The sequence below is a fragment of the Mycobacterium sp. genome (assembly GCF_032162105.1).
GTDB lineage: Bacteria > Actinomycetota > Actinomycetes > Mycobacteriales > Mycobacteriaceae > Mycobacterium.
In genome coordinates this window covers 44,342-58,140 of record NZ_JAVRPS010000446.1, presented here as the reverse complement: position 1 = coordinate 58,140, position 13,799 = coordinate 44,342, and the positions used below count along the sequence as shown (strand labels likewise).

General features: G+C 67.0%; 12 protein-coding genes. 6 read left to right on the top strand and 6 right to left on the bottom strand.

Annotated features, from left to right (window positions below; all coding sequences use genetic code 11):
- The 3 genes from QOC69_RS22875 to trmB all read right to left on the bottom strand — a co-directional run.
- Positions 1-1,769, bottom strand: a 1,769-nt coding sequence (locus tag QOC69_RS22875) for an MMPL family transporter (protein WP_526443856.1), incomplete at its 3' end; no start/stop codon positions are given.
- Positions 1,770-1,819: 50 nt separating this feature from the next.
- Entirely contained in the window at positions 1,820-2,542 is a 723-nt protein-coding gene (locus QOC69_RS22870; protein WP_526443870.1) for an NYN domain-containing protein, read from the bottom strand.
- Positions 2,518-3,282 (bottom strand): tRNA (guanosine(46)-N7)-methyltransferase TrmB, encoded by a 765-nt coding sequence (trmB, locus tag QOC69_RS22865; RefSeq protein ID WP_526443854.1) that lies wholly within the window; start codon positions 3,280-3,282, stop codon positions 2,518-2,520. Before trmB ends, QOC69_RS22870 begins: the two co-directional genes overlap by 25 nt.
- Positions 3,283-3,491: 209 nt before the next feature.
- Between trmB and QOC69_RS22860 the strand changes: the two genes are divergently transcribed.
- From QOC69_RS22860 to QOC69_RS22850, 3 genes are all read left to right on the top strand, one after another.
- Positions 3,492-4,421: a hypothetical protein gene (locus QOC69_RS22860; protein ID WP_526443852.1), complete on the top strand. Its 930-nt coding sequence runs from the start codon at positions 3,492-3,494 to the stop codon at positions 4,419-4,421.
- Complete coding sequence (locus QOC69_RS22855) at positions 4,418-5,563, top strand: hypothetical protein (RefSeq protein WP_526443850.1); 1,146 nt, start codon at positions 4,418-4,420, stop codon at positions 5,561-5,563. Before QOC69_RS22860 ends, QOC69_RS22855 begins: the two co-directional genes overlap by 4 nt.
- A 154-nt stretch (positions 5,564-5,717) precedes the next feature.
- On the top strand, positions 5,718-7,547 hold the full coding sequence (locus QOC69_RS22850) for a phosphoenolpyruvate carboxykinase (GTP) (protein WP_526443848.1): 1,830 nt from the start codon (positions 5,718-5,720) through the stop codon (positions 7,545-7,547).
- Between the two features lie 69 nt (positions 7,548-7,616).
- Here QOC69_RS22850 and QOC69_RS22845 read toward each other — a convergent pair whose 3' ends face one another.
- The gene (locus QOC69_RS22845) at positions 7,617-8,867 is read right to left on the bottom strand and encodes a cytochrome P450 (protein ID WP_526443845.1); all 1,251 of its coding nucleotides are present in this window, start codon (positions 8,865-8,867) and stop codon (positions 7,617-7,619) included.
- A 149-nt stretch (positions 8,868-9,016) separates the two neighbouring features.
- Here QOC69_RS22845 and fadD4 point away from each other — a divergent pair, with 149 nt between their 5' ends.
- The 3 genes from fadD4 to QOC69_RS22830 all read left to right on the top strand — a co-directional run bounded on the left by fadD4 (position 9,017) and on the right by QOC69_RS22830 (position 11,870).
- Positions 9,017-10,543 carry a fatty-acid--CoA ligase FadD4 gene (fadD4, locus tag QOC69_RS22840; RefSeq protein ID WP_526443843.1) on the top strand — a complete coding sequence of 509 codons (1,527 nt, stop codon included), beginning with the start codon at positions 9,017-9,019 and terminating at the stop codon, positions 10,541-10,543.
- Positions 10,544-10,546: 3 nt separating this feature from the next.
- Complete coding sequence (locus QOC69_RS22835; protein ID WP_526443841.1) at positions 10,547-11,437, top strand: enoyl-CoA hydratase/isomerase family protein; 891 nt, start codon at positions 10,547-10,549, stop codon at positions 11,435-11,437.
- Between the two features lie 259 nt (positions 11,438-11,696).
- Positions 11,697-11,870: a hypothetical protein gene (locus tag QOC69_RS22830; RefSeq protein ID WP_526443839.1), complete on the top strand. Its 174-nt coding sequence runs from the start codon at positions 11,697-11,699 to the stop codon at positions 11,868-11,870.
- Here the strand turns inward: QOC69_RS22830 and QOC69_RS22825 are convergent.
- Both QOC69_RS22825 and QOC69_RS22820 read right to left on the bottom strand, forming a co-directional pair.
- Positions 11,867-12,595 (bottom strand): GntR family transcriptional regulator, encoded by a 729-nt coding sequence (locus tag QOC69_RS22825; protein ID WP_526443837.1) that lies wholly within the window; start codon positions 12,593-12,595, stop codon positions 11,867-11,869. The genes QOC69_RS22830 and QOC69_RS22825 overlap by 4 nt on opposite strands.
- Before the next feature lie 4 nt (positions 12,596-12,599).
- A complete protein-coding gene (locus QOC69_RS22820; protein WP_526443835.1) occupies positions 12,600-13,751 on the bottom strand; it encodes an acyl-CoA dehydrogenase family protein in 1,152 nt (383 codons plus the stop codon).
- Positions 13,752-13,799: the final 48 nt, after the last annotated feature.

Genomic DNA, 13,799 nt, shown 5'->3' with positions numbered 1-13,799 from the left:
CGGACCTCGGCGATCTGCTGGTCGCTGACCGGCTGGCCGTTGTCGCTCTCGATCACCAGCGTCAGTGGTTCGGTGCGGAATCCGGGAAAGGTCTTGTCGAACTCTTCCTGCGCCACCCGGACCGCATTGTCGGGCGGCAGGTACTTCTCGCTGATGCCGCCGAGGGCGAGCTGGCCCAGCGGAATGATGAGGATGATCATCACGATGACGATCGGCAGCGCGAATGCGCCGGGGCGCCTCATCACGACGTTGACGAGCTTGCCCCAGAAGCCCTTCTCGACCTCGGCGCGCGTCTTGGTCTTCTGGGTCTTCTCGGCCAGCCAGTTCAGCCACCAGACGATCGGGCCGCGTAGGAGCGGCACGGCCCGCGCCAGGGCGAGTCCGGCGATGACCACCGAGACGAAGATCACGATGCCCAGCAGGATCCAGTAGAGCGCACTTTCGACGATGCCTGCGTCGCGAAGGGCGACCACTCCGTATCCGAGCGCGCACATCAGGCTGACATAGCCGAGGACCAAACCGATGAGGGCGAGCCCTGCGCCGCGTTCACCGGTCGTCCTGATGCGGGATCGGGCGATGTGTCCGAACGCGATGCCCAGCGGCGGAAGCAAGATCCCGACCGGGATCGATGCCAGTGCGAGGGGATTGGAGCGTGGATTGGAGCGGTCGGAGGTGATGGGATCGGGCTGGGCGAACCGCACCAGCATCTTCACGCCAACGGAATCGACGCGGGGCCCGAGGATGGCCAGGGCGGCGGCCAGCACGGTGATCGACAGGATCGCCGCCAACATGACCGAGGCGATGATCGCGTAGGTGATCGACTTGAGGAAGCCCTGTGGGAACAACAGCAGCGGTACTGAGGACGCAACCAGGATCACCGCGGAGAACATGATGGTCCGGCCCGAGGTCATCACCGTGCGACGCACCGCTGCCTCGGTGTCGTAGCCCTCGGCGAGCTCCTCCCGGAATCGGCTCACCATGAATAGGCCGTAGTCGACCGCGATGCCGAGTCCCATCAGGGTCACCACCGGCTGGGCGAAGAAGTGCACGGGGATGAACTCGGCGATCAGGCGCATGACGCCGAGGGCGCCCGCGATGGTCAGGCCGCCGATGAGCCCTGGGAGTGCGGCCGCAATCACGGTGCCGAACACGAAGAACAGCACCACGCAGACCAGCGGGATGGCGGCCACCTCGGCGCGCTTCTGGTCCTCGCCGATGGTGCCGGTCAACTCACTGGCCAGCGGTTGCAGGCCGGCCTGTTGAACGCTGACGCCGTCGATGTTCAGTGCCTCTTTGACGGTCTTGCCGTCCTCGCCGACGTTCTTGTTGTAGTTGTTCAGGATCTGGTCGTCGTTGTCGCCCTTCAGCTGCACGGACATGAAGGCTTGCTTCTTGTCGGCGTCTGCCATGTTCTTCAGCAGCTCGGGGCTCTTGAAGTAACCGATCGAGCGCAGAATCTGGTCGGGGTGGTCCTTTTCGACCTGGGCGAGGTTGTCCAGGACCTTCTTCTGGAACGCCGGATCGTCGACCGTCTTGCCGTCGGGCGCGGTGTAGATGGCAACGATGTGGCCCGACGTGTCACGTCCGTAGGCCTCGTCGCTGATCACCGACGCGTGCACCGACTGGCTGCCGTCGTCGTAGAAGCCACTCTGCGTGACGTGCTGGCCCAGGCTGATGCCGTAGATGCCGCCGCCAACGCACAGTGCGACCATGACTCCGATCACCGCGTATCGGAATCGGTACACCGTTCGACCCCACCAGGCGAACACGTGAGCTCCTAACTGATCTTCAAGTCTTTCGGCCCGAGCTGCTTAAGTTGTCAGACGCGCGACGTCAGTAGCGAAGACAGCGGTCGGAACGGCTGCAGCCAAGCGCCCTGCTCGGGCAGCGAATCAAGGCCGATTCGCGGTAACGGCTCCCTGAAGACACCAGGAATGTCTTCGAGGTCGACGAACTCCAAGGTATCCGACGCTAGTGCCCAACTCGCATGTTCGCGAAATCCGAGAACGTGTACTTCGATGCCATCGCGAGCCAGCTCCTCGAGCGGCAACCGGAACGCCTGCCCGTCGGCGGACGCCACGAATACGCTGGCAAGACCTTCGCTGCGGCGCAGCGCGATGTGGTTGAGCATGTCGCTGTCGACATCGCTGTCGTCGTCGATCTTGGGTTTGGCGAACACCGCGAAGCCGACGTTGCGCAGCGCCTCCACCCACGGGCGCACGACGTCGGCGCTTCCGGACGCGATGTTGGTGAAGACCGTGGCCTCCGGCTCAAGCGAGACTTGCGGGTCCTCGTGGGCGCGGGCGGCGGACAGTTCGGCGGTGCGGGCCAGAAGCCAGCGGCCTAGCGCGTCGAACCGAGGGCGGTGCGCCGCGGTCGGCCTGCCGCCGAGGATGGAGCCGAGACCCATGTCGAGATTCGGGGCGTCCCAGACCAGAAGCACCCGCTCCGGCACGGCGACCGGCGCTGCGGGCGACTCGGGATTCTGCCCCAGATCCTGGATTTCTTCGGTAATGCTCATCGGGTCTTCTCCCAGAGGAATTCGCTGATGGCACTCCCGGCGTGCCGGGCCTTCGCCTCGTACTTCGTGACGGGGCGACTCACCGAGATCGGCAAGCCCACGGCATCGACGGCCACCCGGTGCAGCAGCGGCTCGGCGTCGCCGACCTCGGCGATCTGTTCGGCGTACCCGGCGTGATCGGTGGCGGCGTGCAGTACACCGCCGGGTTCGAGTCGGTCGGCGATCAGCGCCACCGTCGACGGCTGCAACAGCCGGCGCTTGTGGTGGCGCGCCTTGGGCCACGGATCGGGGAAGAACACCCGCACGCCGGTCAGCGACCCCGGAGCCAGCATGTGCTCAAGCACGTCGACGCCGTCGCCACGGATCAGCCGGACGTTGGTCAGGCCTGCCCGATCGACACCGCTGAGCAGTTGGGCGAGCCCGCGCCGGTAGACCTCGACGGCCATGACGTCGAGGTCGGGTTCGGCTGCTGCCATCGCCAGGGTCGAGATTCCTGCGCCGCAGCCGATCTCCAGAACCAAGGGTGCCGACCGGCCGAACCACGACTCGGTGTCCAACGAGCCGGTTGGCAGGCCGTCGGAGTCTCTGGCCTGCATGCCGAGCTCGGGCCAGCGACGTTCCCAGGTTTCCTGCTGACCACCCGAGAGCGCCGAACGTCTTGACCGGAAACTGGTGATGCGGGGGTAGGGGTGCGCAGGGATCCCGGCCGCTTCGAGGGCGGCCTCCTCGCGCTGGGCATACATCCGTCCATCGTCGCTCATCGAGGCCGGTGGACCCGCATCGTGGTACAGATTGATACCCAACAGTTGCCTTCCGTCCGCGTGGGCCGGGTACCGCAAAATCTCCGCTCATGATGGCGTCGCCGAGATGCGACGATGGCCTGGGGGTTTACCGAGTTATGCCGAATCCATCAGCCGACGTTGCTACGACTTTCAGCGAGCATCTGACGCGATTCGCTGAGACCGCGCCGATGCCGCAATTTTCGCAGATCATCGCCCGTCTCACGCGTCGGGTCGGGGTTGCGGTGGTGGGCCGGGCCGGGGTGGGCCGCGATACGGTGGCCGCCGCACTGCGCGACCACGGCGTCGCCGTCACCGCCGACACCGCCGCCGCAGACGTCCAGGTGCTGGTGATCGCCGAAGCGCTCAAGCCGGAGGAGCGGGCGATGGCGGCGACCGACAGGCCGACGCTCATCGTGCTGAACAAGGCCGATCTGACCGGATCGCGATCCGGCGGCGCACTGCCGAACGCGCACCGCACGGCGGCCGACGTGCAACGGCGCACCGGAACGCCGACCGTCGCCATGGTCGGTCTATTGGGGAAGACAACGGCGCTCGACGATGACCTCGTCGACGCGCTGCGCTCGCTGGTGCACACGGCCGCCGACCTCCGTTCCGTCGACGCCTTCACCAGTGGTGATCACCCCGTCGGCCGCGAGATCCGGACGCGTCTGCTCGAACGCCTCGACCGGTTCGGCATCGCACACGCCGTGCTCGCGTTGGCCCGCGGCGCCGACCCGGCCACGCTGCCGACGCTCCTGCAACGGCTGAGCAACGTCGACGCCGTACTGGCCAGGCTCGACGCGTCCTCCGCCCCAGTCCGCTATCGGCGACTTCGGGCGGCGTTGGCCGAGATGCATTCGCTGGCAGTTCAATTGGATGACCAAGCCTTGCTCGGGCTGCTCAACTCCGACGCCGCGGTGCTCGCCACGATGACGGCGGCCGTCGACGTCGTGGAAGCCGACGGCATCCGGGTCGACCCCGGTGATGACCCCGACGCGCACCGGCGCCGCGCTGCGCAGTGGCGGCGGTATAGCCGAGGGCCCGTCGATGCGCTGCACCGCCGATGCGGCGCGGACATCACCCGCGGATCGCTGCGACTGCTTGACGGCTTCTGGTGACCGCGCCCAGCCGTGTCATCGCGGTGGTCGGGCCGCCGTCGGCCGGCGCCTCCAGCCTCGCCGCGGCGGTCGCGGAGCGCCTGCCCGACCACACGGTCGTCGAGGCGCTCGGGCCGACCACACCCGATGCGGTGGTGATCGTCGCTTCGGCCGTCGCACCGCTGGCCGACTCCGACGTCGATCTGATCGAACGGGCCGCGGCAGGCACCGACCTGGTGATCGCGGCGGTTTCCAAGATCGACGCCCACCGCGGGTGGCGTGAGGTGCTGACCGCCGACCGCGCACTGGTGGCCCGACGGGACGAGCGCTACCGGCAGGTGCCGTGGGTGGGGGTCGCCGCGGCTCCCGATCTCGGCGAACCCGATGTTGACGAACTCGTCGACACGCTGCGAGCCTGCCTCGCCCGTCCGGATCTGAACCAGCGAAACCGGCTGCGGGCCAGCGTGTTCCGCGGACACCGGTCGTCGAGATCCGCGGATGCCCTAGCCGTGCGGGGCGGAATCCAGAAGGCCCGCCTGACGCTGGTCTACTTCGTGCGCCGACGGTGCGCGGCGATCGGTGCCGACCTGCGCGCGGAGGCGGTCGAACTGCCGCGTGGCGCGACGGCCCGGTTCGCCGACCGAGTGCGCGACGCCGTGGCCGACTTCGATGCGGAGTTGGACTTGGCGATAGATGAAGCCATCGACGCCACGATCCGTCAGGTCGCAGGCGCGCTCGCGCTGACGCCGCCACCGCCGTCGGCTGCACCACCGTCGCACGGACTGCCCCTGCCACGACCGTCGTCGCGTCGGCTGGAGACCCGGCTGATGTTGGTGCTCGGTGGCGGCTTCGGCCTTGGGGTGGCGCTGACGCTGAGCCGTCTGACGGTTCAGCTGGGGCCCGGCTCGGACCTGATCGGGCTTCTCGTCGGTGGCGTCGTCGGACTGCTGCTGACGATCTGGGTGGTCGGCATCCGTGGTGTCCTGCACGACAGGGCGCTGATGGACAGGTGGGTCGGCGAGGTCACCTCCACACTGCGGACCTGTGCGGAGGAGACGGTCGCCCGCCGGCTACTGGACACCGAGATCGCATTCACCAGCGAGCTCGCCGCCCGTGACCCGGCCGCCGCGGCCCGATCGGAAATTCGACCGTCGGCACAATAGACCGCCCTGATTGAGGCCGAATGACGGGAAATGGCGAAATTCGGCATCTGAATCGTTCCTGTGAGCGATCGGACATAGGCTCGATTCTCCGCGGGTATGTCACCCGCGTTAACCTCTAGTAAGCGATGACCGTGACCGCCAGCAGGAGAATTCGATGACCTCAGCGACCATTCCGGGCCTGGATACGGCGCCGACCAAACACGCGGGCCTCCTTGCCTGGGTGCAAGAGATTGCCGAGCTGACGCAGCCCGACCGGGTGATGTTCGCCGACGGCACCGACGAAGAATACGACCGGCTCACGGCTCAGCTCGTCGAGGCCGGGACCTTCCAGCGCCTCAACCCCGAGAAGCAGCCGAACTCGTACCTCGCGCTGTCCGATCCGTCCGACGTGGCGCGCGTCGAGTCGCGCACCTACATCTGTTCGCAGCGCGAGATCGACGCAGGCCCGACCAACAACTGGATGGACCCCGCCGAGATGCGGGTCCTCATGACCGACCTGTACCGCGGGTGCATGCGGGGCCGCACGCTGTGGGTGGTGCCCTTCTGTATGGGGCCGCTCGGTGCCGAGGACCCCAAGCTGGGTGTCGAGATCACCGACTCCGAGTACGTCGTGGTGTCGATGCGCACCATGACCCGGATGGGCAAGGCCGCGCTGGACAAGATCGGTGACGACGGCTTCTTCGTGAAGGCCCTGCACTCGCTCGGCGCACCGCTCGAGCCCGGCGAGAAGGACGTGCCGTGGCCCTGCAACGACACGAAGTACATCACCCACTTCCCCGAGACCCGCGAGATCTGGAGCTACGGTTCGGGCTACGGCGGCAACGCTCTGCTTGGCAAGAAGTGCTACTCGCTGCGCATCGCGTCGGCCATGGCCCACGACGAGGGCTGGCTCGCCGAGCACATGCTGATCCTGAAGCTGATCTCGCCCGAGAACAAGGCGTACTTCATTGCCGCGGCGTTCCCGTCGGCGTGCGGTAAGACCAACCTCGCGATGCTGCAGCCCACCATCCCCGGTTGGCGCGCCGAGACCGTCGGCGATGACATCGCCTGGATGCGGTTCGGCAAGGACGGCAGGCTCTACGCCGTCAACCCCGAGTTCGGCTTCTTCGGCGTCGCGCCGGGCACCAACTGGGACTCCAACCCCAACGCGATGAAGACCATCGCCGCGGGTAACACCGTCTTCACCAACGTCGCCAAGACCGACGACGGCGACGTGTGGTGGGAGGGCCTGGAGGGCGAACCCGACCACCTGATCGACTGGAAGGGCAACGACTGGATCCTGCGGGAGACGGAAACCAAAGCAGCGCACCCGAACTCGCGCTACTGCACCCCGATCTCGCAGTGCCCGACGCTGGCGCCCGAGTGGGATGACCCGCAAGGCGTGCCGATCTCGGCGATCCTGTTCGGCGGCCGCCGCAAGACGACCGTTCCACTGATCACGCAGGCCCGCGATTGGCAGCACGGTGTCTTCATCGGCGCGACGCTGGGCTCCGAGCAGACCGCCGCCGCCGAGGGCAAGGTCGGTACGATCCGCCGCGACCCGATGGCCATGCTGCCGTTCCTCGGCTACAACGTCGGCGACTACTTCCAGCACTGGATCAACCTCGGCAAGAACGCGGACGAGTCCAAGATGCCCGCGGTGTTCTTCGTGAATTGGTTCCGCCGCGGCGACGACGGCCGCTTCCTGTGGCCCGGATTCGGCGAGAACAGCCGCGTGCTGAAGTGGGCGATCGACAGGATCGAGCACCGCGCCGACGGCAAGACCACCCCGATCGGCATCGTGCCGACGGCCACCGATCTGGATCTGGACGGCCTCGGCGTAGACGCCGCCGATGTCGACCTGGCGCTGGCCGTCAACGCCGAGGAGTGGCGCAAGGAACTGCCGCTGATCGAGGAGTGGTTCGAGTTCGTCGGCGAGAAGCTGCCGACCGGTATCAAGGACGAGTTCGACGCGCTGAAGACCCGCTTGGCTGAGGCCGACTAGGCGCGGCGCCGGCGTCTCCTCCGCGAGTGTGACTGTCACGACGTTGCGCGGCCGATTTCGTCGTCAGTTTCACACTCGAGCTGGCGCGTACTTGTCGAATTCGATGGGCAGCGTGACCGGGCCGCTCATCCCGGTCAGTGGTTTCCATGGGGCGGGTCCAGTGCGGCGCGCATTGGGCATGCGCCGTGTGATCACGGTCAACGCTTCGACGAGTTCGGCTCTGGCGAGGTGCGATCCGAGACAGTAGTGCATGCCGCCGCCGAAGGTCAGCATCGCAGCCGGGGCATCGCGGGTGATGTCGAGGCGGCCCGGATCGTCGTAGACGGCGGGGTCGCGGTTGGCGGCGGCCGCGTTGACGATGGTGAGCGTGCCCGCCGGGATGGTGACCCCACCCAGTTCGACGTCGACCGCCGCGGTCCGGAACGTTGAAGCAGCCACCGGTGAATGGCGCATGATCTCCTCGACTGCGTTCGGTGCCAGCTCTGGATGCTCAGCCAGCAGCAGCCATTGGTCGGGGTGGTCGCACAGGGTGTGGACCGCGGCAGCCAGCTGGTTTCGCGTGGTGTCGGTGCCTGCCATCAGGAGCCCGGCGGCGAGCATGAGCAGTTCGTCATGCGTCAAGCGGTCACCGTCGTCCTCGGCGCGGATCAAGTCGGATATCAGGTCGTCGGTGAGGGTGTCGCGCCGCTCGGCGATCATGTCGTCGAGGTATGCGTCGACCGCGTTCCACGAGCGCAGGATGTCGGCCTGGTCCTCGGCTGCAGTCCAGCTGAACGTCTTCATCATGTCGTCGGTCCAGTCGGAGAACAGCTTCCAATCCCGGCGGTCCGTGCCGAGGAGAGCACAGATGATCGGGATCGGGTACTGCCGCGCGACGTCGTCGACGATGTCGCAGCTCCCGATGGCGGTGAGCGGTGTCACCAGTTCGTCGATGACCTCTGCGATGGTGGTGCGCAGTCGTGCGGCGGCGCGGGGGGCGAACGCCTTGGATACGAGTCGGCGCAGCCGGTGGTGTTCGGCGCCGTCGATGCACAGCAGACTGTTGACCACCCGATCCCACAGCGGACCGGAGGTGATGCCCTGTGCGGCAAGGCTGAACCCCTGCGGCGGACAGAATCGCGGATCGCGCAGCACGGCGTGGACCAGATCGTAGGTAAGCAACTCGGGACCGTGTGGCCCGAGCGCGATCGGCGCTCGTTCCCGCGCCTGCCCGATGATTTCGTGCGCCTCTTCGGGATCTTGGACGAACGAGTAGTCGATGGAAGGCAGGCCGGCGTCGAACACGCTCGGCGCGCCCGGTCGGTCGATTTCGATGGTCATCGGGGGCTCCTCGCAGGGCGATCAACTATCCAGATCAGCATCGAGCGACCGCGATGAGGGGCCTAGAGTAGTCGGCTACCTGAGTTCGCCTGGCCGCTGATCGGACCCACTTGACACCTGTCAACTTGGGCCGTCGTAAAGTGCTCCACATGCAGATTCGCGAGCACGTGGGTACCGGGAAGCCAGCTGTCATCTTGCACCCGACGGGCACCGTCGTCACGTTCGATGACCTGGAGGCCAGGGCCAACCGACTGGCTCATTACTTCCGTGCGCACGGCCTGCGGGAGGGCGACGCCGTCGCGATCCTGATGGAGAACAACGAGCACATCCACGCCGTCATGTGGGCGGCGCGGCGCAGCGGGCTCTACTACGTCCCGATCAACACGCACCTCACCTCCGCCGAGGCCGCGTACATCATCGACAACAGCAATGCGAAGGCCGTCATCGGCTCGGTCGCCCTGCGGGAGACGCTGGCCGGCCTCGGAGCCGAACTGCCCAACGGGCTGCCCGGGGTGCTCCTCATCGCCGACGGCGACCTGGAAGGTTGGCAGCGTCACCCGGAATGCGTTGCCGATCAGCCTGATACCCCGATCGCCGACGAGATCGAGGGTGACCTGCTGCAGTATTCGTCAGGTACCACCGGACGGCCGAAGGGCATCAAGCGCGAGCTGTCGCACCTGCCGCCCTCCGAGGTGCCAGGCATGATGGCCGCGCTGGTCGGGTTCTGGATGCGGCCGGGGACCGTCTACCTGAGCCCCGCACCGCTTTATCACACCGCGCCTTCTGTGTGGTCGATGCAGACGCAGGCCGGTGGCCTCACCACCGTCATCCTGGAGAAGTTCGACGCCGAAGGCGCCTTGGAGGCCATTCAGAAGTACCGCGTCACCCACGGTCAGTTCGTCCCGGTGATGTTCACCCGAATGCTGAAACTGCCGGAGGCCGTGCGGAACTCGTACGACGTCTCCAGCCTGGAGCGCGTCATGCATGCCGCCGCCCCGTGTCCGGTCGAGATCAAGAAGCAGATGATCGACTGGTGGGGTCCGATCATCGACGAGTATTACGCGTCCTCCGAAGCTCATGGGTCGACGCTGATCACGGCTGAGGACTGGCTGACCCACCCAGGATCGGTGGGCAAGCCCATGATGGGTGCGCTGCACATCGTCGACGAGGACGGCAACGATCTGCCACCGGGACAGGCGGGTGAGATCTACTTCGAGGGTGGTCAGTCGTTCGAGTACCTCAACGACCCGGAGAAGACCGCATCGTCAACGCATCCCAAGGGCTGGAAGACGGTGGGCGACATCGGATATCTCGACGAGGACGGCTACCTCTACCTCACCGACCGGCGCCATCACATGATCATCTCAGGCGGGGTGAACATCTATCCGCAGGAGGCGGAGAACATCCTCGTCACCCACCCGAAGGTGATGGACGCAGCGGTGTTCGGCGTCCCCCATGACGAGATGGGTCAGAGCGTGAAGGGCGTGGTGCAGACCGTCGACCCCGCCGACGCCACCGATGCGTTCGCCGACGAGCTACTGGTGTGGCTGCGGGATCGGCTGGCGCACTACAAGTGTCCGCGATCGATCTCGTTCGAGGCGGAACTTCCGCGCACCGACACCGGCAAGCTCTTCAAGCAGACCCTGATCGAGAAGTACTCCCAACCGGTCGGCTGACCGATGACCCCGCACGCCGTCGAGCTCGCGGGCGGTATCGTCGTCGCCGTCGAATCGCCCTTCGACGAAGCGACTTTCACGTTGACCGAGCGGGAGTGCGACGACCGCCGCTCCGTGACCGTCCCATCGATTCTGCACGCACTGGCCGAGCTCACCGGTCGATGCGAGCGGTGGCCGCAGGCGGCAGCGGTGTGCGACGACGTGCTGCGCTCCGTGGACGTCGCGGCGCCTGCCTTCGCCGGGGTCGTCACCGAGTCGTTGGCCTACTCGACGTTGCAGTCCGGACCGGAATTCGCCCGGTGGCTGGCCGAACGGGGTCCTGCGACCATGCCCGAGATCCCCGATCCCGTTCAGGCCGAACGGGACGGCGACGTGCTGCGGGTGCGGTTCAATCGACCGAGACGCCACAACGCGTTCTCCACTGACGCGCGGGCGGCATTGCTCGAGGCGCTCGAGGTCGCCCGGCTCGACCCGTCCGTGACCCGGATGGTGCTCACCGGCAACGGCGAGTCCTTCTGCAGCGGAGGCGATCTCGCGGAGTTCGGCACTTTCGCCGACCCGGCCACCGCACACCTTGCCCGCACCCGGCACAGCCCGGCATTGGTTCTCGACGAGATCACCGCCCGGCTCGGGCCTGCTTGCCGCGCCGAGGTCCACGGTCAGGTGCTGGGCAGCGGACTGGAGATGGCGGCGTTCTGCGGACACGTGACATGCCGGCCCGGCGCCACACTGGGGCTGCCCGAACTGGCGCTCGGCCTGATCCCTGGCGCGGGCGGAACGGTGAGCATTACTCGGCGGATCGGCCGCTGGCGCACCGCGTATCTCGTTCTGTCAGGGCAGACCATCGACGCCGCCACTGCGCTGGATTGGGGACTGGTGGACGAGGTGACCTAGCCGCCGCTTCTTGGGCGTTGAGACTGCGCACAGGGTCGTGATCGCGCGAATTTCACGACCCTCACTGCAGTCGATGACCCGCCGTCGAGTTCTGTGGCGCGCGAGATCGACACCGGTCCTGTCATCATCGTGGGGTGCACAGCCGACCGTTCTGGAAGACCGACACCCTCAGTGTCCGGCTGGAGTTCGATGACGAGGGACTGACCTTCAACGGTGTGGACCCGGCGGCTGGTCCGGCACCTCGGAGTACGAGTACTCGGTGTCGGTGGAGGTCGCCGATCTGCGGGCGGCGCTGGGCGTCGACGCCGCAGCAGATCTCGGTGAGGTGCTGTGCGCCAGGGCCGAGGAAATCGTCGAGGCGGGGGAGTCCCGTTGGCTGACCGCGCTCGGTCTGGAGCCCTCGGTGCGCACCTGGTCCTCGTACCCGGACTAACTGGAGCGGCGCAGCGTCACCCGGTAGGTGTACTGCTCGGGCAGGAAGTGGCTGACCGCCAACTCGACCGGGGTGCCCGTCGCGTCCGCGTACAGCCGGTCGACCCGCAACATCGGATGACCCGGCGCGCAACCCACCGCGTCGGCCACCTCGCCATCGGCCTCCCCGACCGTGATCGACTGTGCCGCTTCGACGATCGGCGCGCTCAAATGTGGTTCCGTCAGACCGATGACGGTGGTGGTGCTGACTGCGCCGTCGGCCATCTCGGGAGCGTCGAGGACACGCCTGGCCACCGACTCCGGCAGGTGCACCCGGGTCAGCACGAACGGCACCCCATCGTGACACCGCCGGAACACCACCGTGTAGACGACGTCATCGACCAGGCGCAACCGGCTCGCTGCGTCGACGTCGACCCGGCGGCCCAGACCCGACAGCACCTCCATGGTGGTGTCGTCGGACAGGCTCATCAGGTCCTCGATCGAGCCGAGCTGGCGTAGGTAGCGGCTACTCGACTCACTGGCGTACGTGCCGCGCCCTGGCACCCGGTACACCACGCCCTCGGCGACCAGGTCCTGAAAGGCGCGGCGGACCGTTTGCCGGGACAGGCCGTGGCGGGCGACGAGTTCGGACTCGGTGGGCAACCGCGCCCCGTCGCGATACAGTCCGGCGGCGATCTCGTCCCGAAGCTGTTGGCGCAGTGTCTGATACGCCGGAGCAGATCGCATGGCCTCAGATCCCGCCACGGGATACCAGCTGCGCGGCGATGACGTTGCGCTGGATCTCGTTGGTGCCCTCGCCGACGATCATCAGCGGCGCGTCACGGAAGTACCGTTCCACGTCGTACTCGGTGGAGTAGCCGTACCCGCCGTGGATGCGGACGGCGTTGAGTGCAATCTCCATAGCGGTCTCGGAGGCGAACAGCTTGGCCATCCCGGCCTCCATGTCGGCGCGCTCGCCGCTGTCGTAGCGGTCGGCCGCGTACAGCGTCAGCTGACGGGCAGCGGTGAGCTTGGTGGCCATGTCGGCCAGGTAGTGGCCGATGGCCTGGTGCTTCCAGATCGGCTGGCCGAAGCTCTCCCGCTGCTGGGCGTAGGCCAGGGCATCGTCCAGGGCCGCCGTCGCCACCCCGAGCGCGCGCGATGCCACCTGGATGCGGCCGGTCTCGAGGCCCTTCATCATCTGGGCGAAGCCCGTGCCGGCTGAGCCGCCGAGAATCGCGGCAGCGGGGACGCGGTAGTCGTCGAATGACAGCTCACAGCTCTCCACGCCCTTGTAGCCGAGCTTGGGCAGATCCCGTGAGACGGTCAACCCGTCGCCGTGCTCGACTAGTACCACCGAGATGCCCTTGTGCTTGGGCACGGCGTCGGGGTCGGTCTTGCACAGCAGGGCGATCAGGCCCGAGCGCCTGGCGTTGGAGATCCACGTCTTGGCGCCGTTGACGATCAGATCCTCGCCGTCGCGTCGGGCGGTCGTCGTCATGTTCTGCAGGTCCGACCCGCCGCCGGGTTCGGTGAGCGCCATCGTTGCGCGGATCTCGCCGGAGGCCATCCCCGGCAGGTAGCGCAGCTTCTGCTCCTCGGTGCCGAACAGACCGATCAGCTTGGCGACGACGGTGTGCCCGCCCATCGCGCCTGCCAGGCTCATCCAGCCGCGGGCCAACTCCTGGGTGACCAGCACGTAGCAGCGGGTGGACACCGGCGCCCCGCCGTACTCCTCACCGACCGCCAGACCGAAGATCCCGATCCGCTTCATCTGCTCGATCCACGCCTCGGGGTATTCGTTGGCGTGCTCGACCTCGCGCACCGTCGGGCGCACGTCGCGGTCGACGAACGCCCGCACGGTCTCCACCAGCATGGCTTCTTCGTCGCTGATTGTGTTCATTGGTCCCAAATGTACGGCCATATTGACACACAGATCAAGAGGCTGCCA

Excerpts from the sequence above, each read along its gene's own strand:
- trmB (WP_526443854.1), bottom strand. The coding sequence starts at position 3,282 with ATGAGCGACGATGGACGGATGTATGCCCAGCGCGAGGAGGCCGCCCTC.
- QOC69_RS22860 (WP_526443852.1), top strand. The coding sequence starts at position 3,492 with ATGCCGCAATTTTCGCAGATCATCGCCCGTCTCACGCGTCGGGTCGGG.
- QOC69_RS22850 (WP_526443848.1), top strand. The coding sequence starts at position 5,718 with ATGACCTCAGCGACCATTCCGGGCCTGGATACGGCGCCGACCAAACAC.
- QOC69_RS22845 (WP_526443845.1), bottom strand. The coding sequence starts at position 8,867 with ATGACCATCGAAATCGACCGACCGGGCGCGCCGAGCGTGTTCGACGCC.
- fadD4 (WP_526443843.1), top strand. The coding sequence starts at position 9,017 with ATGCAGATTCGCGAGCACGTGGGTACCGGGAAGCCAGCTGTCATCTTG.
- QOC69_RS22835 (WP_526443841.1), top strand. The coding sequence starts at position 10,547 with ATGACCCCGCACGCCGTCGAGCTCGCGGGCGGTATCGTCGTCGCCGTC.
- QOC69_RS22825 (WP_526443837.1), bottom strand. The coding sequence starts at position 12,595 with ATGCGATCTGCTCCGGCGTATCAGACACTGCGCCAACAGCTTCGGGAC.
- QOC69_RS22820 (WP_526443835.1), bottom strand. The coding sequence starts at position 13,751 with ATGAACACAATCAGCGACGAAGAAGCCATGCTGGTGGAGACCGTGCGG.